We start from the raw sequence: 18921 nt of genomic DNA on the forward strand, positions 1-18921 counted from the left end.
CAAAGGTCCATTCCCGTTTTAAGCAGGCATGGTGTGCGCCATGCCTGCAAAGCTGGGTGCGCTTCAACAGGGTAGTAGTAAGGCCCTCAGATCATTGGGTAGGCGCATATTCCTCAATCAGTTTCCACAGCAAACGGCCCATCGGTAGGCGGTAGATATCGCTGTGGGCCCCTCCTCCGGATCCCGGCGAGTTGAATTCGGTAATACCGTTAGAAGCGTCGATATAGGCCACTTTTCTGTCCGGGCCGGTGCTCTTGAACGGCTCGGCGCAGCCTTGCTGACCGTGCTTGCAGACTTCGAACCGACCTCCTGGAACTGCGGATGTGTCAGAAGCCGTCATGCACTCGAATATGCGCTGGTACTGGGGGTCGGTCGTATCGCAGGCCTTGTGGTATGAGCCGATCGATCCGGCAGGATCGGTCCAGACGATAAAGGGGGCGCCGGTCGCCGAATCGTTGGTGGCTGCAGTCAGCACCACCTTGGTCTTTTGAAGATGCCCGTAGTCCCGATAGGGAGCGCCTTCACGTCCGAGATCCGGGGCAAAACGGTTGATGCTCATCGCCCCTTGCAAGCCAACGGCCAGATCAACCGGGCTGGTGACCATCGGCTGATCGGGGAACTGACTGCCAAGAGGCACCAGGGCCGGTGAACTGAACACCGCGCGAGTCATGGCGCGCGCCCCGAAACTGTGGCCTAGCGCAACAACCCTGGCCTTGCTGCCAGAGGCCGCCAGGCTGCGCGGAATGGTTTCGTTGAGAATCTTGTTCAGCCAGGACAAGCCTACTTCGTCCGCATCATTGGCCTTATTTGAATAGCTGAATACGTTGCCGAAGGAGTTGGACCAATAAGACGGCCAAGTCACGCCAATGACCAAGGGGCGGAAGTGACCAGTCACCTGATCATCGACCAGCGGTTTGATTGCCACCGTCCTGTCGATCGGACTTTCTTGCTGTCCCTTGGCCGCTTCCAAGGAAGCGGCCATCAAGTTACCAGCCAAATCATTGAAATTTCGTATTGCTTCTTGTTGGGCAGTGTTCCACCCCATGACAATCACCAGAACATGGGTGTAACTACCTTGCCGAAGGTCCTGGGTCAAATTATTTTCCAGCGATAGCAGCGCATACTTTCCATAATCGTAAAACTGATAGGCATGGGCATCCACCTTGTCCAGATTGGTGGATATTGAGCAGGCATGCCAGTCACTTATTTTCGCCAGATCATAGTTTTTTTTGACGAGTGATAATTGCTTTGCCGCGTAAGCGTTATATACAAAGCAATGATTCTTTGAAAGATAAGGATCACTTGCCCCGGCGGTGTCCTTGGCTATCGAGTTTTTTATGATGTGCGAAATAAACATCGCCTTAGAGTCACTTTCCTGAAATCTCCTGATCTGACTTGGTGTTCCCCAACGGCTTGGTTCTTCCGCGCTGATGTATTGGCCGCTCCGGACGAAGCTGACCTGAGGATAAGCCTTGGGGCCGCCGACGATGGCCTGTGGGCTTTTTTCAATGGCCACGACATACCCTGGGTAATGCAAGGCGGTTCCGGATGGAAAATACAGGCTGGAATGGAAGTTTTTTGCATTGGTGCTATCCAGTTGCAATGCCGACTCATAAGGCTCCATGACCGACCCGGGTCCGGAACAACCAGCGACTCCTACTCCCAAGGCAATCAGGCTTAACCATTTGAGACGCATCATAACTAACTCCCTGGATCACTCCTGACCCTTATACTGACCTTCGCGCCGTAGACACATTAGTTAGAGGCAACGTGGACATCTTGCCTAGTCACAACACCACTATAGTCAGCAAGCGGCACTCAGCCAGTATCTCGATATATAAATATTAAGACTTACCTCTAAAGCCTTTTCCACATGAGACCTGCTTTACTTCAACACTCCAACCTGCCCTCACTCGCTAGCACAAATCAAATTTAAATCCAGCCACTACTTGAAAAAAACCTATTCGATAGCGAACTTATAGTTAGCCGACAATCAACTTTTATTTAATAAACACAAAAATAATAAATTACTACAAGATCAACTACGCCGGGCTCTGGCCAGTGCAGTGGCATGAGAATACTGGTTCCGCTGCTGGCCCGCCCCATGAGAAACGCCGCTGGCCCTACCCGGGCCAGCGGCGTTTTCATGCCTGCCATCAGGTGCTGCGCGGGGGTTACAGCAACTGGCGTTGCACCGCTTCATCCAGGGTGCTGCGGGCCAGTTGCTGGACCACGTCGCGGGTATCCGCCTGGAAAGGAATCGCCACGATCAGCAGCAGTTGCATCCAGGTACGCACCGACTCGCTCTTGCGAATCCGTCCCAATTCCTTGCCGTCCTTGTCCTTGAACACCGTCTCCAGGGTGAAGGTGTTCTTCGCCGTGGACGGGATGATGAAGAAGGTGGCGCCGGTGATGATGGCCGAGGCCATGCTGAACTGTTCGTTGTTGTACAGGGTGGCTTCGGCGTACAGGTCCGACTCGACCTTGTCGGTGCTGACCCGGGCAAAGCGCCCGGACTGGCGGTAGGTATCGGCCACCGCCGCTTCCCAGGCGACGGCCGGGGCGCCGGCGGCAGCATTGGCCGGGCCGCCATTGACCTGGTTCATCGCGGTGGTGCGCACGAAGGCCGTGGGTTTGTGTTGCTCCGCCTGGGCGGTGGGTGGCCAGGCCGTGACCGGTGTCAGTTCGTGTTGCGAATAGGACACGCAGCCGCTCAGCAGTACCGCGGCCAGCACCAGTGCGTGCTTGATGGAACCGAACATGTGACGCTCCTTGATCCTAGTGCGCCAACCGGGCGGTGGCGTTGTCGAGCAATGTGCCAACCAGCTCGTTGAGCTGCTTGGCGCCCTGGGTCGGGGCCCAGTATTCGCGCCCGTAGAGACCGACATTGCGCTCGAACTTGAGCTGCTCCCTGGCGCTGGCCAGTTCCTTGCCGTCGCGATCGACGATCGACAGATCACCGGCCAGGTCGAAGCTGTCGACGTAGATCGGGCCATTGACCCAGATCCACAGCGTCAGGGTCAGCAGGGCCCCCGGCACATAGCCCGGGTGCGGCCCGCGATGGCCCTTGAGGGAGGTCATGTTGAACTTCAGCACCACGTCGTTTTCCCCCAGGCGGGTAGGAAATTCGCTGAGTTGCTGGAAGTAGCCGGCGCTCTTGACGTAGGGCGTCAGCTGGGCGGTCAGGGAGCGGCTGATGGCGGTGCGGGTGGCTTCGTCGATACCGGCGGCGGAAACCTGCACATCGGCAATTTGCGCAGTGCGCGGGCTGCTGGCAGGCGCGGGATGCAGCGGTGCGCCCAAGGGGCCGGTGACGTTGTAGGACACACAGCCGGTCAGCGCCAGGGTGGCGACAAGGGCGGTGGCCCTGAGGAGGGTTCTGAACACGAAATATCCTTATTGAGGGACGGACAGCACCAACGTCTCGACCCCGGCGTCCAGAACTTTAGGAAAACCTCGCATTCGGTTGGGCGCTACAGGCCCGCTCCCGGGCCTTATTGATAATCCTCTTCATAGGCCTGGAGCAGATTGAACAAGTGCTCCTGGGGCATCGCGCAGTCCTCCAGCGCTTCGGGCGCAACCCCGTTCCACTCCTCATCGGGGTCGCTTTCGACAATCAGCAGCGGCACCTGGGCGTTGTTGCAGAAGGCGAAGATGTCGCGCAGTTCCTGCTCACGTTCCACATGGTCGTTGTGAAACAGCTTGGCGCTGTAGAAGAAACCCTCGGCGCCACGGCGCAGATAGCCCTGGGCAACGCTCAGGGACAGGCCCAGGCGCTGATGGAGAAACTTGACCAGCGCCAGGTCAGTGCTGGGAGTCGCGGCGGCGATGCTTATTCTGGACATGGCAGGTTCCTTGATAAATCGGCGGGCAGCCCTCGCCCTGCTACTCGGGGCGCCACAGTTCGAGCCCCTCCACATGGCGCTCGATGTCGTCCATGTCGTCCTCCCCCAGGGTACGGTCGAAGGGTTCGCTGAGAATCCTGCGCACCTGGGCCAGGCGCTGGGTGACCTGCTGGTTATCGATGAAATCGGTGGTGGCGCGCTGGTAGTCGGCCACGGGTTTATCCATGTAGTAGGCGCCCATCTTGTGCAACGAGATCAAGACGAACTCCAGCTCCGCCAGGGCCTGCAGCGCCTGCTCGCCAGAGAGGGTGATGGTGCGGTTGCTTTCCAGCATCGAAACTTCCTGGGTGCTCAACAGTTGGACAGAACGCCGCCTGGGCGGCGTGCGGCGCGCGCTTCAATCAGGCAGGCCACCGCCCATGCTGATCATGGCCTGGCCGGGCTGAACAACAGGCCCGGCTGACACCGCTCACCGACTCGGTGCCGGAGCCAGCTTGAGCCGGGTCGGATCGACCGCGCAGGCCATGTTGCGCAGCTCCCCGATCAACGATTGACGGGGAAAGGCGGCCCATTGCGCAAGATCTTCCTTGCGCATGACCTCCACGCCCTGGGCGAAGGGCTCGGAGAAGTACACCCGGCCGAACTGCGCCGACTCATCCTTCTCGCAGTTGATCACCCGGGTCGCGCGGGAGCTGTAGATCGGCGGCTTGCCACCGCCCAGCGCAGCAGGCTTGGCGTAGTTGTTGACCAGATAGAACTGCCGCAGGTTCGGGTTGTTCTGGTAGAGGGCCAGCGAGTTGGCGGCAAAGTAGGTGGCCAGTTCCGGGCTTTCCAGCACCTTGAACATGCCGTCCGGACGCTGCGGCGCCGGGGCCTCCCCGGGGGTACCCGAATGCGCGCAACCGGCGAGCAAAAGCGCCGCGCTCAAGCTCGACAGCTTGTTCATTGGCCCGCTCCCTGGGCCAGGTCCGGTCGCTCCTGCTCCAGCAATGGCTGATCGACAGTGCCCTGCAGCGAGCAGAGCAAACGGGTCTTGCCGTCTTCCTGGCTGAGCATGAGGATCTTTTCCGCGGAACCCGGCGCCGGGGCGATGTCCGAAGCGGCGGCCGGGTTGTCCTGCCAGGGGGTCGCGGCGTTGAGTTTGATCTGCGGCCGGGAGACGAAGTATTCGCCAGTCTCCTGCCAACCGGCCTGGGGCAGCGCGGCCATGACGGCCTCGCGGCTGGCATCGATTTCAAAGCCCCAGAAGTGAAAGGTGCCCTGCTCGCCCAGGTCGAACTGGCGGTCGTAGTAGGCGGTCAGGGGCAGGCCCTGATCCAGCAGCGGCCGGGAAAACGCCATCAGCGCGGTGGCGCTGTCGCGGCGCTCCGCCACCGGAATCCAGGCGATGCCCTGGCGCTGATTCTCCGCCAGTTTCACCACCTGCCCGAGCTCGGCTCGCTGCTGATACAGGGCCTTGAAAAAGCTCGGCTGGCACTCCAGCAGGCTCTGGCTGAGGCTCGCTGCCTGGGCAGCGCCGGCACTCAAGCCCAGGAGCAAGGCCAACAGCGGTGAGGTGGAAAGGCGGGGCAAGGTGCGCGTCCGTTGCATGGTCTGGAGCATCCTGAGCAGGCGAAAAAAACGCGACTCTACTCCCGCCGGCACCGCCGAGACAAATCCGCCTGCAGGCACCAGGCCTGCATGGCAGAGCGGCGCCGCAGCCGGTTCAGAGGAAAATACTGCCCTTGAGGTACAACGCGCCGTAGCCGCTGATAATCACCCGCCCGTTGTCCAGCACCTGACACTCCAGCTGGCCCTTGCGCGCCCCGCCCTGCTGCGCCCGCAACTGACGCTTGCCCAGGCGCGCGGCCCAGTAAGGCGCCAGGGAGGTATGGGCGGAACCGGTGACCGGGTCTTCATTGACCCCGACCCGCGGGCCGAACCAGCGCGAGACGAAATCGAATGCCCGGGACGGCGCCGTCACGGCGATGCCGCGCACATCGAAGGCGGCCAGTGCGGCGAAATCGGGCTTGAGCGCCTCCACCAGAGATTCGTCGTCCACCACCAGCAGGTAATCGTCGGTGCGGTACAGGGCCTCGGCCGCCGGCAACCCCAGGGCTTGCAGCAGGGCCGGAGGAATCGCCACGGCTTCGGGCTGCTTGGCGGGAAAGTCCATGGACAGCAGGCCGCCCTCGCGGCTCACCCGCAACTCGCCGCTGCGGGTGGCAAAGCGCAGCACGTCGCGGCGCTCGCCCAACTGCTCGAACAGCACCCAGGCCGCCGCCAGGGTGGCGTGCCCGCACAGGTCGACCTCCACCGTGGGGGTGAACCAGCGCAGTTCGAAGACTTCGCCCCGGGGCACGAAATAGGCGGTTTCCGACAGGTTGTTCTCCAGGGCGATGCGCTGCAGGACCTCGTCCGGCAACCAGGCATCCAGGGGGCACACCGCCGCCGGGTTGCCACCGAAGACGTGGGAGGTAAAGGCATCCACTTGAAAGATATCGAGCTGCATCGCGGTCATTCCTCGGCGCCTTGGGCGCGGATCTGTTCCAGGTAGTTGTAGATGGTGTAGCGGGTCACCCCCAGGGCCGCGGCGGCCTTTTCGATCCCGCCCTTGACGATGAACACCCCGCGCTCCTGCATCTGGCGCACGGCGTCGAGCTTGTGTTGCTTGCTCATGCGCGCCCCGTTCCCCGGGCAGGCGTCCTGGATGATCTGGGCCAGCAACTGTTCCATGTCGGGGGCTTCGTCGCGGCGCGGCGCAGGCGCGCTGCCCAGGCCCAGCAACTGCCCGAGGCAGGCATGAGCGGCGGCGATACCGCTCAGGTCGCTGTTGCTGCACAGGCTGGCGAAGGGCTGCCCGCTGCTGTCGCGAAAGATCACCGTGGAACTGCGCAGCTCGCGGCCATCGGGGGCCAGGGTCGGGTAGTTCTCCAGCACCAGCGGGGTCGCCGCGGAGCGGTCTTGCAGGGCGCGTCGCACCGCGGCAAAACCCAGGTCCTGGCGCGGCCCGACCAGCACCGGGTCGCCTACCCGGCGCCCGGTGACATGACCGTTGGCGATGGCGACGATCGAGCACTCGGGACGGTCAAGGTTATGCAGGACAATCTCCACATGCCGGCCGACCACACTGCCCAGCATCTGCAAAGTGCTGTGCAGCACCTGCAGCACCAGCTGACGTTCGGCAAGCAGGGAAGCGCAAGATCGGTTCATGGGTGACTACCAAGGTGAACGGCCAGGAAAAATATCAACACCTTGTTGAATATTCAACTTCTTGTTCAGTTGATCCCGGTCATGCCCGCCCATCATGGCAATTGCATAGCCAAGGGCATTGCTGCAATATTCGCAAATGTAAAACATTCTCATTAAATATCCCCATTCAAGTGCTCTGCCCCATGACCCCCAACCTGCTCCTCGTGGAAGACGACGCGCGACTGCGCGACGACCTGGACCTGCATTTCCGCCAGCGCGGCTTTACCGTCACCACCTGCACCGACGGCCGCCAGGGGCTGGCCGCGGTGCGCGCCGGCCACTTCGACCTGGTGCTGCTGGACATCATGCTGCCGGGCATGGACGGCCTGGCCCTGCTGGAAACCCTGCGCCAGGAACAGGGCACGCCGGTGATGCTGATGTCGGCCCTGGGCGCCGAGCAGGACCGCATCACCGGCTTTACCCGAGGCGCCGACGACTACCTGCCCAAGCCCTTCAGCCTGGCCGAACTGGACGCCCGCGCCGACGCCCTGCTGCGGCGCATGGCCCGGGTGCAACAGCTGCAGGCCACGCGCCAGGACCCGATCCTCAGCTTCGACGACCAGGCCCAGGACGTACTGCACCAGGGCCGCGCAGCGGGCCTCACCGGCTCGGAATACCGGCTGCTGGTGACCCTGCGCGAGCACCCCGGGGAAACCCTGAGCAAGCCCTTTCTCTATCAGCACGTACTGCACCGCATCTACACGAGGCTCGATCGCGGCCTGGATGTGCACGTGTGCAACCTGCGGCGCAAACTCGCGGAACTTGGGGTGCAGCACCTGCAGATCCAGGCGGTGCGCGGCGCGGGCTACATCCTGGTGGAAGCGGAACGCCACTGATGCGCCGTCACCCCCTGCTGTGGAAACTGGCGCTGTTGCAGATCGGCTTCTGCCTGCTGCTGACCTGGATCATCTGGACCTGGGGCCTGTCGGCCGAGCGCAGCACCTATTTTCTCGACCCCGCCGACCGCCAGTACCTGGCCAGCTACGCCCAGCAGGCCGAGCACGCCTGGCGCCAGGGCGGGGTGGCCGCGGTCGATGAGTTCCAGCGACAACTGGCAACCCGGGAAGACACCTGGGTCGCGGTGATCGGCGATCGCCTGCAGAGCCTGGGCAGTACGCCGCTGACCGCCGAGGAAGCCAGCCACCTGACCTTCATGCGCAAGCTCGACTGGCCCATGAGCCGGCGCCTGCAGGACGAGTTGCCCTACGTCAGCATCGAATTCCCCGAGCACCCGGAGCAAGGCCGGCTGGTGCTGCAACTGCCCGAGCGCCTGCTGCCCAGTGGCCTGACGCCCTGGACCCACCTGCTCAGCCATGGCGTGGTGCCGACCCTGCTGGCCGCCCTGCTCGGCCTGTTGCTCTACCGCCACCTGGTGCTGCCGTTGAACCGCCTGCGCGACCGCGCCGATGCCTTGCGCGCCGACGACCTGGAAAGCCAGGGCCTGGGCACGCCCCTGGTGAACCGCCACGACGAACTGGGGGAACTGGCCCTGGCCTTCGAGCACATGGCCGAGCGCCTGCGCCAGAGCCTGGCCCAGCAGCGCCTGCTGCTGCGCACGCTGTCCCATGAGCTGCGCACGCCCCTGGCGCGGTTGCGCATCGCCCATGACAGCCGGTTGCCGCCGGAGCAGTTGCGCCAGCGCCTGGACCGGGAGATCGCCGACATGCAGCGCCTGCTGGAAGACACCCTGGACCTGGCCTGGCTCGACACCGAGCGCCCGCAACTGCCTACCGAAGCGGTGCAGGTGCTGTCGATCTGGGAAGCCCTGCGCCAGGACGCCTGCTTCGAAAGCGCCTGGGACGCCGAGCGCCTGCCCTGCCTGCTGGACGCCGAGTGCCGGGTCCAGGTGCACTTGGACAGCATCGCCCAGGCCCTGGAGAACCTGCTGCGCAACGCGATCCGCTATTCCCCCGCCGACGGCCGGGTGAGCCTGCGCGGCTGGCGCGAAGGCGCCTATTGGCACCTGTGCCTGGAAGACCAGGGACCAGGGGTCGCCGAACAGGACCTGCAACGCATCTTCCAGCCCTACCAGCGCCTGGACTCGGCCCAGGGCGACGGCTTCGGCCTGGGCCTGGCCATTGCCCGGCGCGCCGTCGAGCTGCACCAGGGGCGGATCTGGGCCAGCAACGGCCACCCCGGGCTGTGCATGCACCTGCTGCTGCCCGCCGCCTAGGCCCGGCACAAGCTCGCCCGGCTCCCTGACACAACCTCGTACCGACCGGGAAGTGTTTAGAAAGTTAATGCGCTTTACTCGCAAATAGCAGTCATTATCATTCGTGATCTTCCTGTTTCTGCTTCTGTCCCGGAGATCACCGATGTCCATGCGCTCGATGCGTCCTTTCGCCCCCTTCCTGCTGTCCGGCTGCTGCCTGCTCAGCCAGGCCGTGCAGGCTGCCAATGAAGGCTCGACCCAGCCGGTCCTGGAGCTGGAACCCCAGAGCGTCATCGCCACCGCCAAGGAAGAAACCAAGCAGGCACCGGGGGTCTCTGTGATCACCGCCGAGGACATCCAGAAGCGCCCGCCGGCCAACGACCTGTCGCAGATCATCCGCACCATGCCCGGGGTCAACCTCACCGGTAACTCCACCAGCGGCCAGCGCGGCAACAACCGGCAGATCGACATCCGCGGCATGGGCCCGGAAAACACCCTGATCCTGGTGGACGGCAAGCCGGTGGGCAGCCGCAACTCGGTGCGCTACGGCTGGCGCGGCGAGCGTGACAGCCGCGGCGACACCAACTGGGTACCGGCCGACCAGGTCGAACGCATCGAAGTGATCCGCGGCCCGGCGGCGGCCCGCTACGGCAACGGCGCCGCTGGCGGGGTGATCAACATCATCACCAAGCAGGCCGGCATCCAGACCCACGGCAATGCGACGATCTACAGCTCGTTCCCGACCCACAAGGACGAAGGGGCCACCCAACGCATGAGCTTCGGCCTCAACGGCCCGCTGACCGACAGCTTGAGCTACCGGGTCTACGGCAACGTGGCCAAGACCGATTCCGACGACGCCGACATCAACGCCGGCCATGAATCCCTGCGCACCGGCAACCAGGTCGGCACCCTGCCCGCCGGCCGCGAAGGGGTACGCAACAAGGACCTCAACGGCCTCTTGAGCTGGCACCTGACCCCGGACCAGAGCCTGGACTTCGAAGCCGGCTTCAGCCGCCAGGGCAACATCTACACCGGCGATACCCAGAACACCAACAGCAACAGCACGGTGAAAAACCTGCTGGGCCACGAGACCAACCGCAGCTACCGCGAGACCTATTCGGTGACCCATCGTGGCGAATGGGACTTCGGCAGTTCCATGGCCTACCTGCAATACGAAAAGACCCGCAACACGCGGATCAACGAAGGCCTGGCCGGCGGCACCGAAGGCATCTTCAGCAACAGCGAGTTCTACACCGCGGTGCTGCGCGACCTGACCGCCCATGGCGAGGTCAACCTGCCCCTGCGCGCCGGCTTCGAGCAGACCCTGACCCTGGGCAGCGAATGGTCCCAGCAAAAGCTCGACGACCCCAGCGCCAACACCCAGAGCACCAGCGAAGGCGGCGCCGTGGGCGGCCTGAGCTCAAGCAACCGCAGCACCCAGTCCAGCGCGCAGATCTTCTCGCTGTTCGCCGAAGACAACATCGAACTGCAGCCGGGCACCATGCTCACCCCGGGCCTGCGCCTGGACCACCACAGCATCGTCGGCGACAACTGGAGCCCATCGCTCAACCTGTCCCACGCCCTGAGCGACACCCTGACCCTCAAGGCCGGCATCGCCCGGGCCTACAAGGCGCCGAACCTGTACCAGCTCAACTCCGACTACCTGCTCTACAGCCGCGGCCAGGGCTGCTATGGCCAGAGCACCAGCTGCTACCTGCAGGGCAACGACAAGCTCAAGGCGGAAACCAGCGTCAACAAGGAACTGGGCCTGGAATACAAGGCCGACGGCTGGGTGGCCGGCCTGACCTACTTCCGCAACGACTACAAGAACAAGGTGGAATCCGGCCTGGCGCCGGTGAGCCGTGCCAGCGGCGGCAGCGGCGCTTATCGCAACTCGGCGATCTACCAGTGGGAAAACGTGCCCAAGGCCCTGGTGGAAGGCCTGGAAGGCACCCTGACCATTCCGTTGGCCAGCCAGCTGACCTGGAACAACAACTTCACCTACATGCTGCAATCGAAGAACAAGGAAACCGGCGACTACCTCTCGGTGACCCCGCGCTACACCCTCAACTCGATGCTCGACTGGCAGGCCACCCAGGACCTGTCGCTGCAGGCGACCGTGGCCTGGTACGGCCAGCAGACGCCGAAGAAGTACGACTACCACGGCGACCGAGTCACCGGCAGCGCCACCCAGCAACTGGCGCCATACGCCATTGCCGGGGTCAGCGGCACCTACGCCCTGACCCGCCACCTGAGCGTTACCGCCGGGGTCGACAACCTGTTCGACAAACGCCTGTTCCGTGAAGGCAATGCCCAGGGCGTGAACAACATCGCCGGGGCCGGCGCCGCCACCTACAACGAACCCGGGCGCACCCTGTACACCAGCCTGACCGCTTCGTTCTGAGCCATTACCAAGAGCCTGCCGAGAACGCCTGATGAGAACTTTTTTCCTGCCCCTGGCCCTGGCCTGGGGCCTTGCGGGAGCGGCCCTGGCCGCCCCCGCCCCGGACCAGCCCATGGACCGCAGCCTGCTGCAACGCCAGGACCTGCCCTACCGCTTCACTAGCCTGCAACTGGATTCCGCCGACGGCCAGCGGCACTACCAACTGTGGATCGGCAAACCGTTGCAGGCGCCGCCGCCACAGGGCTACCCGGTGCTGTGGATGCTCGATGGCAACGCCGCCATCGGCGCCCTCGACCCCGAGCAGCTCAAGCGCCTGGACCAGGGCCAGGCGCCGCTGCTGGTGGCAGTGGGTTACCAGACCCCGCTGCGTATCGAGCGCAACGCCCGCACCTATGACTACACCCCGCAGCAACCGGGCCAGGCGCAGCAGCAAGACCCGCTGACCGGGCAACCCAGCGGCGGCGCGCAAGCCTTCCTGCAACTGCTGCGCGAACGCATGCGCCCGGCCGTGGCGGCCCAGGCACCGATAGATACCGCGCAACAGACCCTGTGGGGCCACTCCTATGGCGGCCTGCTGGTGCTGCAGGCGCTGTTCAGCCAGCCCCAGGCGTTTCGCCACTACGCTGCCGCGAGCCCTTCGCTGTGGTGGGGCGACGGCCTGATCCTGCCCCAGGCCCAGGGCCTGGCCGAGCGCCTGCAGGGCCATCATGCGCAATTGCTGCTGATGCGTGGCGGCGCCGAGCCGGGCAACCCGCGCCAGCCAGCAGGGCCCGAGGCCGACCAGCGCGCCCGACAGTTGCAGGCGCAGCTGGCCCAGGTGCCGGGGTTGGCCCTGGACTACCACAGTTTTGAAACACTCAGCCATGGCCAAACCCTGGCGGCCTCGTTGCACTACGTGCTGGAGCGGCTCTACCTATCGGCGGCCAAGGACTGAAAACCCTGCGCCCGGGTGCAAGGCCCGGGCCGCGAGTTCCAGCGCAAGAGACAGGGTGCAAGCCTTGGGGCGGCGGGCTAATCTGCCGCTCGCCCCGCCACTTGTTCCGGATCGCCAATGCCCACCTGCCCCGCCACTCGTTTTCTTGCCGCACTGGACGCCGACTGGGCCGCGCTGATCGCCGCCGTCGGCCCCTGCCTGCACCAGCCCCGCCCGGAGCGCGAGCCTTATCAGGCGCTGGTGCGCGCGGTGGCCTACCAGCAACTGCATGCCCGCGCGGGCGACGCGATACTCGGCCGCCTGCGCGCTTTGTTTCCCGGGCAGGACTTCCCCACGCCCGGGCAACTGGCCGATGCCAGCCTGGAGAGCCTGCGCGGCTGCGGCTTTTCCTCGCGCAAGGTAGCGACCCTGCAGGGCATCGCCCAGGCCACCCTGGACGGCCGCGTCCCCGATGCCGCCAGCGCCCGTGGCCTGGATGACGAACAGTTGATAGAGCGCCTGATCCAGCTGCCCGGCATTGGCCGCTGGACCGTGGAGATGCTGCTGATCTACAGCCTTGAGCGCGAGGACATACTGCCCGTGGACGACTTTGGCGTACGCGAAGGTTATCGCCGCCTGAAAGACCTGGAGAAACAGCCCAGCCCCCGGCAGCTGCGCCAGATCGGCCAGGCCTGGAGCCCCTGGCGCACCACTGCTGCCTGGTACCTGTGGCGCGTGCCGACGGCCTGAACACCGCGCACTTGACCCGGTGCGGACTGGCCGCTGCGCGGTTCGCCGGCAAGCCGGCTCCTACGGGATTATGCGCGCCTGTAGGAGCTGGCTTGCCAGCGATAGGGGCGCTACATGCCCAGCCAGTTGGGCAAGGCCAGGGAGATCAGCGGCACGTAGGTCACCAGGATCAAGAACAGCAGCAGGATCATCAGCCACGGCATCGCCGCGCGGATGGTCTGGCCCAGGGTCAGGCCGGTCACCGCCGAGGTCACGAACAGGTTCAGGCCCACCGGCGGATGCACCAGGCCAATCTCCATGTTGACCACCATGACGATGCCCAGGTGAATCGGGTCGATCCCCAGCTTCATGGCAATCGGGAAGAAGATCGGCGCCAGGATCAGCACGATCGCCGAGGGCTCCATGAAGCTGCCCGCCACCAGCAGCACCACGTTGACCATCAGCAGGAAACCGATCGGCGTCAGGCCTTCGGAAATCACCCAGGCGGTGATTTCCTGGGGGATCTGTTCGGTGGTCAGCACATGGGCGAAGAGCATGGCGTTGGCGATGATGAACATCAGCATGATCGACAGCCGGCCCGACTCCAGCAGCACCTTGGGGCAGTCCCGCAGCTTCATGTCGCGGTACACGAACAGGGCGACGAAGGCCGAGTACACCGCCGCCACCGCCGCCGCCTCAGTGGGCGTGAACATGCCGCTGTAGATGCCGCCAAGGATGATCACCAGCAACAACAGGCCCCAGAACGCCCGGCGCGCAGCACTCAGCCACTGGCCAAAGGTGGCCCGTGGCTGGGCCGGCAGCTTTTTCACCCGGGCCACGATGTAGATCGCCACCATCAGCAGCAGGCCCAGCAGCAAGCCGGGCACCACGCCGGCCATGAACAGCTTGCCCACCGAAGTCTCGGTGGCCGCCGAGTACACCACCATGACGATCGACGGCGGAATCAGGATGCCCAGGGTCCCGGCGTTGCAGATGATCCCGGCGCCGAACTCCTTGGGATAGCCGGAGCGCACCATGCCCGCCACGGCAATCGAGCCTACCGCCGCCACGGTGGCCGGCGAGGAACCGGACAGCGCGGCGAACAGCATGCAGGCCAGCACCGCGGCAATTGCCAGGCCGCCACGGATGTGGCCGACGCAAGCGTTGGCGAAGTCGATCAGGCGCTGGGCCACTCCACCGGTGGTCATGAAGGCCCCGGACAAGAGGAAGAACGGAATCGCCAGGAAGGTGTAGGCGTCGGAGGTCTCGAACAGCTTGATCGCCAGGGAGCTCAGGGAGTCCTGGCTGAACATCAGGATCGACACCGCCCCCGACAGGCCCAGGGCAATGGCGATGGGCACGCCGAGGAACATGAACACGAACAGCAGCAGAAACAGACAGAGCACGGCCATCAGTGACGCTCCTCATGGCTGCCCGCCAGCTTGCTGGCCTCGCCCGCCTCGTCGGCCAGGCCCAGGCCGAACTGCCGTCGGGTGAAGATGCGGTAGAAGATTTCCAGGTAGCGGATCAGCACCAGGGCGAAGCCGATGGGCACTATCACCACGATATGGCTGACCTGGATGCCGAAGCGGTCCAGGTCTTCGGCGCCGATATGGGCGGCCATGATCGCGCTCAGCCACTTGAAGCTGGCGACCATGAACAGCCCGGCGTACACCAGGCAGCACAGGCAGGCGAGCAGCGCCAGGTAGCGCTGCACCGGGCGCGGGGTCAGGCGCACCAGGGCGTCCACCCCCAGGTGCCCGGCGGTGCGCACGCCATAGGAGATGCCGAAGAAGATCAGCCAGCCGAACATCGCCTTGGTCAGGGCCACGCTCCAGGTCATGTCCTGGGCCAGGCCCATGGTGGCGTCGCCCAGAGCGTTGAAGAAGGCGCTGCTGGCGGCCCATTTGTCGGCCAGGGCGAAGAACAGGGTGTAGATGTTGTTGAGCATCACGTAGACGAAGGTCACCAGGGTCATGGTCGCCAGCAGCAGGGCAATCAGGCCCTCCTCCAGGTGCTCCCAGATACGTCTCAGGGACTGCATAGAGATACCTCGCGAAACGGGCAGTGGCCGTCCGCCGCGGACGGCCGGGAGGGCGTATCAGTGGCGCTGGTTGGCGGCGTCGGCGGCCTTGATCAGGTCGGCGCCGATCTCGTCCTCGAACTTGCTCCACACCGGGCGCATGGTGTCGCGCCAGGCCTGGCGCTGCTCGGGGGTCAGTTCGATGATTTCGCTGGTCCTGGCCTCGACGATCTTCTGCCTGGCACTCTGGTTCAGGGCCTCGGCCTGTTTGTTCACCTCCACCGAGACCTCGGCCATGATGGCTTCCAGCTCGCCGCGCACGTCCGCCGGCAGGCCGTTCCAGAAGCTCGCGTTGGTGATCACCATGTAGTCGATCAGGCCGTGGTTGGACTCGGTGAAGTACTTCTGCACCTCATTGACCTTCTGGCTTTCATAGTTCGACCAGGTGTTCTCGGTGCCGTTGACGGTGCCGGTCTGCAGGCCCTGGTAGACCTCGGCGAAACTCATCTTGCGCGGGTTGGCGCGCATCGCCTTGAACTGCTCTTCGAGCACGCTGGAGGCCTGCACGCGAAACTTCAGGCCACGGGCGTCCTTGGGTTCGTGCAAGGGCTTGTTGGCCGACAACTGCTTCAGGCCGTTGTGCCAGTAGGCCAGGCCGAGAATGCCCTTGCCCTGCATCGAGGTCAGCAACTGCTTGCCCTCGGCGGCCTGGAAGCGGTCCACCGCCGCCAGGTCGTCGAACAGGAACGGCAGGTCGTAGATCTGGATCTTTTTCGTGTACTGCTCGAATTTGGCCAGGGACGGCGCCAGCATCTGCACATCCCCCAGCAGCAGCGCCTCCATTTCCTTGCCATCGCCGAACAGCGACGAGTTGGGGTAGACCTCGACCTTGACCCGCCCCGGCAGGCGCTCCTCGGCGAGCTTCTTGAACAGCAGCGCGCCCTGGCCCTTGGGGGTGTTCTCGGCCACCACGTGGGCGAACTTGATGATGATCGGGTTGCCGGTGGATTCGGCGGCCTGGGCCACCCCGGCAGCGAGCAATGCGGCGGCACAGAACAGCGCTCTTGAGAGCTTGAACATGGACTTCACCTTTTTATTGTTGTGATTGAGGGAAGAGTGCCTAAGGCATGGCGTATAGAGAATTTCGAATTTTTGATACCCGCGTTCACCCCCGCCGAACGCTCCGCCCCATGTAGGAACCGGCTTGCCGGCGAAACGGCCCCCGAGCCCTGCGCCATCCCCGCCAGCGCCTGCAAGGGGCAATTGAACCGCGGGCGCGTAACCCCTAAAGTCACGCCTCCCGATATCACTCTGAGATCGTCGATGACCGCCCTTCGCTTGACCACCCTGCATACCACCCAGGCGGTGCTGGACGCCTTCCGTGACAGCGACGTACCCGCCCAGGTGCTGCTGGAGGGCAGCGGCATCCAGCTGGCGGACCTGGAGCTGCCCAACAGCCTGATCAATATCAGCCAGGAAATGCGCGTGTTCAGCAACGCCGTGCAGTTTCGCCAGGACCTGGGGCTGGTGCTGGGGCGCAACCTGCACATTTCCGCCTACGGCATGTTCGGCCTGACCCTGCTGACCAGCGCCACCTTGCGCGAAGGCTGGTCCCTGGCGCTGCGCTACCCCTTGCTGCTGGGCACCTTCTTCCGCCTCGACCTTGAGGTCCGCGACGGCCTGGCCTGGCTCACCGCCGACCAGTACAGCGAAAGCGAACTTGAGGTGTTCAACACCGATTTCTGCATGTCGTCCTACCGGGTCACCTGCCAGGACCTGCTGGGTTGCTCCCTGCCCCTGCGCCAGGTGCAACTGATGCATGGCCCCCAGCCCTATATGGACAGCTACGAGCAGGCCTTCAATTGCCCGGTGCAGTTCAATGCCGGGCGCAATGCCATCGGCTTCGACCTGGAATGGCTGGACCGGCGCCTGCCCCTGGCGGACCTGGTGACCCAGAACGACATGCTGCAACGCTGCATCCGCCTCAACGAGGAGCTCAGCGCGCGGCCGACCTGGATCGACCAGGTGCGGCGCATCCTCAATGAACAGCTGCACGCGGTGCCGGATTTCGACAGCCTGGCGCGCCAGGTGCACTGCTCCCCCAGCACCCTGCGCCGGCGCCTGCGGGCCCAGGACACCAGCTATCAGCAGTTGCTGGACGAGTTGCGCTACGCCCGCGCCCAGCAGTTGCTGGGCCAGCACAGCCTGCCCATCTACCGCATCGCCGAAGCCCTGGGCTTCAAGGAAACCGCAAGTTTCCGCCACGCTTTCCAACGCTGGAGCGGCGTCGCTCCCGGGCGCTTCCGCCAGCTGGCCGGCCAGCTCGGGCCGCTCTCGGACTGCGCCGAAGATTGACGCTAAATATCCCCTATTGACCGTTGCAAGCATTCTCTCTGCGACCTATCCGACGAAAAATGTCCGCCTCGGATGGTTCCGCTCATTTCGGACATGGAGTTGTCATATGAAATCGTTGCACACCGCCCTCTCCCGCCTCGCCACGGCTTGCACCCTCGGTGCCCTGGCCCTGGCCGCCTCTGTCACCGCCCAGGCCGCCCCCGAGCGCACGGTGAACATCTTCAACTGGTCGGAGTACATCGCTCCCAACACCATCAAGGATTTCCAGGACCAGAGCGGGATCAAGGTCAAGTACGACATCTTCGAAAGCAACGAAGTGCTCGAAGCCAAGCTGCTGACCGGCAACAGCGGCTATGACGTGGTGGTGCCCTCCAGCGGTTTCGTCAGCAAGCAGATCAGCGCCGGCGCCTTCCAGCCCCTGGACCGCGGGCAGTTGCCGAACTGGAAGAACCTCGACCCGGCCGTGATGAAGCTGCTGGAGCAGAGCGACCCGGGCAACCGCTACGTGATCCCCTACATGTGGGGCACCAACCTGATCGGCTACAACCGCGACAAGGTCCAGGAGCTGCTGGGCAGCGACGCGCCGGTCAACAGCTGGGACCTGGTGTTCAAGGAAGAGAACCTGAAGAAGCTCAGCCAGTGCGGCGTGACCTTCCTCGACTCGCCCACCGAAATGCTGCCCCTGGCCCTGCACTACCTGGGCCTGGACCCTAACAGCCAGAACCCCGAGGACTACCGCAAGGCCGAGGCCATGCTGCTCAAGCTGCGTCCCTACGTGCGCTACTTCCATAGCGCCAAGTGGATGGGCGATATCGCCAACGGCAACATCTGCGTGGCCGTGGGCTACTCCGGGGGCTTCCTGCAGGCGGCCAACCGCGCCAACGAAGCCAAGAACGGCGTGCACATCGAAATGCGCATTCCCAAGGAAGGCACCCTGGTGTGGATCGACACCGTGGCCATTCCCGCCGGCGCCAAGCACGTGGACACCGCCCACGCCTTCCTCAATTACCTGATGGAACCCAAGGTCATTGCCTCCATCAGCAACTACGTCGGCTACCCCAACGGCGTGACCGATTCCAAGCCGTTCATCCAGCAGTCGCTGCTGGACAACCCGGACCTGTTCCCCAGCGCCGAGACCATGACCCGCCTCTACCCCCTGGCCCCGCTGCCGGCCAAGGCCGAGCGCACCCGGACCCGGACCTGGGTCAAGGTCACCAGTGGCCGCTGAGTCATTCACTGCGAAGGCCCGCCAGGACGCCGCCAACGGCG

The 18921-nt window shown here is 64.2% G+C and carries 19 protein-coding genes; 7 read left to right on the plus strand and 12 right to left on the minus strand.

Going from position 1 to position 18921, the window contains the following annotated elements; all coding sequences use genetic code 11:
- Positions 1 to 91 precede the first annotated feature (91 nt).
- The 9 genes from BLS75_RS05695 to BLS75_RS05735 form a co-directional block, all read right to left on the minus strand.
- Positions 92 to 1699 (minus strand): alpha/beta hydrolase, encoded by a 1608-nt coding sequence (locus BLS75_RS05695; RefSeq protein WP_072452235.1) that lies wholly within the window; start codon positions 1697 to 1699, stop codon positions 92 to 94.
- 475 nt (positions 1700 to 2174) lie between these two features.
- Entirely contained in the window at positions 2175 to 2762 is a 588-nt protein-coding gene (locus BLS75_RS05700) for a hypothetical protein (RefSeq protein ID WP_072452236.1), read from the minus strand.
- Between the two features lie 16 nt (positions 2763 to 2778).
- Positions 2779 to 3387, minus strand: coding sequence for a hypothetical protein (locus tag BLS75_RS05705; protein WP_019093795.1), 609 nt, complete (start codon positions 3385 to 3387; stop codon positions 2779 to 2781).
- A 107-nt stretch (positions 3388 to 3494) separates the two neighbouring features.
- Positions 3495 to 3845 carry a hypothetical protein gene (locus tag BLS75_RS05710; protein ID WP_072452237.1) on the minus strand — a complete coding sequence of 117 codons (351 nt, stop codon included), beginning with the start codon at positions 3843 to 3845 and terminating at the stop codon, positions 3495 to 3497.
- Between the two features lie 40 nt (positions 3846 to 3885).
- Positions 3886 to 4179 carry a hypothetical protein gene (locus tag BLS75_RS05715; protein ID WP_011060967.1) on the minus strand — a complete coding sequence of 98 codons (294 nt, stop codon included), beginning with the start codon at positions 4177 to 4179 and terminating at the stop codon, positions 3886 to 3888.
- 135 nt (positions 4180 to 4314) lie between these two features.
- A complete protein-coding gene (locus tag BLS75_RS05720) occupies positions 4315 to 4791 on the minus strand; it encodes a surface-adhesin E family protein (protein WP_015635370.1) in 477 nt (158 codons plus the stop codon).
- Entirely contained in the window at positions 4788 to 5435 is a 648-nt protein-coding gene (locus BLS75_RS05725) for a hypothetical protein (protein WP_072452238.1), read from the minus strand. Before BLS75_RS05725 ends, BLS75_RS05720 begins: the two co-directional genes overlap by 4 nt.
- A gap of 115 nt (positions 5436 to 5550) precedes the next feature.
- Positions 5551 to 6336, minus strand: coding sequence for a PhzF family phenazine biosynthesis protein (locus tag BLS75_RS05730; protein WP_072452454.1), 786 nt, complete (start codon positions 6334 to 6336; stop codon positions 5551 to 5553).
- 5 nt (positions 6337 to 6341) lie between these two features.
- Complete coding sequence (locus tag BLS75_RS05735) at positions 6342 to 7037, minus strand: helix-turn-helix transcriptional regulator (RefSeq protein ID WP_072452239.1); 696 nt, start codon at positions 7035 to 7037, stop codon at positions 6342 to 6344.
- Positions 7038 to 7219: 182 nt separating this feature from the next.
- Between BLS75_RS05735 and BLS75_RS05740 the strand changes: the two genes are divergently transcribed.
- The 5 genes from BLS75_RS05740 to BLS75_RS05760 all read left to right on the plus strand — a co-directional run bounded on the left by BLS75_RS05740 (position 7220) and on the right by BLS75_RS05760 (position 13295).
- Positions 7220 to 7912, plus strand: coding sequence for a response regulator transcription factor (locus BLS75_RS05740; RefSeq protein ID WP_072452240.1), 693 nt, complete (start codon positions 7220 to 7222; stop codon positions 7910 to 7912).
- Positions 7912 to 9249, plus strand: coding sequence for a HAMP domain-containing sensor histidine kinase (locus BLS75_RS05745; RefSeq protein ID WP_072452241.1), 1338 nt, complete (start codon positions 7912 to 7914; stop codon positions 9247 to 9249). Before BLS75_RS05740 ends, BLS75_RS05745 begins: the two co-directional genes overlap by 1 nt.
- A 142-nt stretch (positions 9250 to 9391) precedes the next feature.
- Positions 9392 to 11632 (plus strand): TonB-dependent siderophore receptor, encoded by a 2241-nt coding sequence (locus tag BLS75_RS05750; protein WP_072452242.1) that lies wholly within the window; start codon positions 9392 to 9394, stop codon positions 11630 to 11632.
- 31 nt (positions 11633 to 11663) lie between these two features.
- The gene (locus tag BLS75_RS05755; RefSeq protein WP_072452243.1) at positions 11664 to 12566 is read left to right on the plus strand and encodes an alpha/beta hydrolase; all 903 of its coding nucleotides are present in this window, start codon (positions 11664 to 11666) and stop codon (positions 12564 to 12566) included.
- Positions 12567 to 12683: 117 nt separating this feature from the next.
- Positions 12684 to 13295 (plus strand): DNA-3-methyladenine glycosylase family protein, encoded by a 612-nt coding sequence (locus BLS75_RS05760; protein ID WP_072452244.1) that lies wholly within the window; start codon positions 12684 to 12686, stop codon positions 13293 to 13295.
- A 110-nt stretch (positions 13296 to 13405) separates the two neighbouring features.
- Here the strand turns inward: BLS75_RS05760 and dctM are convergent, their stop codons facing one another.
- Genes dctM through BLS75_RS05775 form a run of 3 tightly spaced genes read right to left on the minus strand, consistent with a single transcriptional unit; the run spans position 13406 to position 16377 of the window.
- Positions 13406 to 14686 (minus strand): C4-dicarboxylate TRAP transporter large permease protein DctM, encoded by a 1281-nt coding sequence (dctM, locus tag BLS75_RS05765; RefSeq protein WP_011060956.1) that lies wholly within the window; start codon positions 14684 to 14686, stop codon positions 13406 to 13408.
- Positions 14686 to 15318 (minus strand): TRAP transporter small permease, encoded by a 633-nt coding sequence (locus BLS75_RS05770; RefSeq protein WP_011060955.1) that lies wholly within the window; start codon positions 15316 to 15318, stop codon positions 14686 to 14688. Before BLS75_RS05770 ends, dctM begins: the two co-directional genes overlap by 1 nt.
- A 57-nt stretch (positions 15319 to 15375) precedes the next feature.
- Entirely contained in the window at positions 15376 to 16377 is a 1002-nt protein-coding gene (locus BLS75_RS05775) for a TRAP transporter substrate-binding protein (RefSeq protein WP_072442162.1), read from the minus strand.
- Positions 16378 to 16620: 243 nt separating this feature from the next.
- Between BLS75_RS05775 and BLS75_RS05780 the strand changes: the two genes are divergently transcribed.
- Positions 16621 to 17652, plus strand: a complete 1032-nt coding sequence (locus BLS75_RS05780; RefSeq protein WP_036996300.1) for an AraC family transcriptional regulator — start codon at positions 16621 to 16623, stop codon at positions 17650 to 17652.
- 106 nt (positions 17653 to 17758) lie between these two features.
- The gene (locus BLS75_RS05785; RefSeq protein WP_072452245.1) at positions 17759 to 18880 is read left to right on the plus strand and encodes a polyamine ABC transporter substrate-binding protein; all 1122 of its coding nucleotides are present in this window, start codon (positions 17759 to 17761) and stop codon (positions 18878 to 18880) included.
- The last annotated feature ends 41 nt before the right edge of the window (positions 18881 to 18921 follow it).

The organism is Pseudomonas sp. NFPP12 (assembly GCF_900103205.1).
GTDB classification, from domain to species: Bacteria; Pseudomonadota; Gammaproteobacteria; order Pseudomonadales; family Pseudomonadaceae; genus Aquipseudomonas; species Aquipseudomonas protegens.

Bases quoted from the DNA above. Each gene is read 5' to 3' on its own strand.
- BLS75_RS05750 (WP_072452242.1), top strand. From the start codon at position 9,392: ATGTCCATGCGCTCGATGCGTCCTTTCGCCCCCTTCCTGCTGTCCGGC.
- BLS75_RS05740 (WP_072452240.1), top strand. From the start codon at position 7,220: ATGACCCCCAACCTGCTCCTCGTGGAAGACGACGCGCGACTGCGCGAC.
- BLS75_RS05760 (WP_072452244.1), top strand. From the start codon at position 12,684: ATGCCCACCTGCCCCGCCACTCGTTTTCTTGCCGCACTGGACGCCGAC.
- BLS75_RS05770 (WP_011060955.1), bottom strand. From the start codon at position 15,318: ATGCAGTCCCTGAGACGTATCTGGGAGCACCTGGAGGAGGGCCTGATT.
- BLS75_RS05775 (WP_072442162.1), bottom strand. From the start codon at position 16,377: ATGTTCAAGCTCTCAAGAGCGCTGTTCTGTGCCGCCGCATTGCTCGCT.
- BLS75_RS05725 (WP_072452238.1), bottom strand. From the start codon at position 5,435: ATGCAACGGACGCGCACCTTGCCCCGCCTTTCCACCTCACCGCTGTTG.
- BLS75_RS05700 (WP_072452236.1), bottom strand. From the start codon at position 2,762: ATGTTCGGTTCCATCAAGCACGCACTGGTGCTGGCCGCGGTACTGCTG.
- BLS75_RS05745 (WP_072452241.1), top strand. From the start codon at position 7,912: ATGCGCCGTCACCCCCTGCTGTGGAAACTGGCGCTGTTGCAGATCGGC.
- BLS75_RS05695 (WP_072452235.1), bottom strand. From the start codon at position 1,699: ATGATGCGTCTCAAATGGTTAAGCCTGATTGCCTTGGGAGTAGGAGTC.
- BLS75_RS05720 (WP_015635370.1), bottom strand. From the start codon at position 4,791: ATGAACAAGCTGTCGAGCTTGAGCGCGGCGCTTTTGCTCGCCGGTTGC.
- BLS75_RS05735 (WP_072452239.1), bottom strand. From the start codon at position 7,037: ATGAACCGATCTTGCGCTTCCCTGCTTGCCGAACGTCAGCTGGTGCTG.
- BLS75_RS05710 (WP_072452237.1), bottom strand. From the start codon at position 3,845: ATGTCCAGAATAAGCATCGCCGCCGCGACTCCCAGCACTGACCTGGCG.
- BLS75_RS05755 (WP_072452243.1), top strand. From the start codon at position 11,664: ATGAGAACTTTTTTCCTGCCCCTGGCCCTGGCCTGGGGCCTTGCGGGA.
- BLS75_RS05730 (WP_072452454.1), bottom strand. From the start codon at position 6,336: ATGCAGCTCGATATCTTTCAAGTGGATGCCTTTACCTCCCACGTCTTC.
- BLS75_RS05780 (WP_036996300.1), top strand. From the start codon at position 16,621: ATGACCGCCCTTCGCTTGACCACCCTGCATACCACCCAGGCGGTGCTG.
- dctM (WP_011060956.1), bottom strand. From the start codon at position 14,686: ATGGCCGTGCTCTGTCTGTTTCTGCTGCTGTTCGTGTTCATGTTCCTC.
- BLS75_RS05785 (WP_072452245.1), top strand. From the start codon at position 17,759: ATGAAATCGTTGCACACCGCCCTCTCCCGCCTCGCCACGGCTTGCACC.
- BLS75_RS05715 (WP_011060967.1), bottom strand. From the start codon at position 4,179: ATGCTGGAAAGCAACCGCACCATCACCCTCTCTGGCGAGCAGGCGCTG.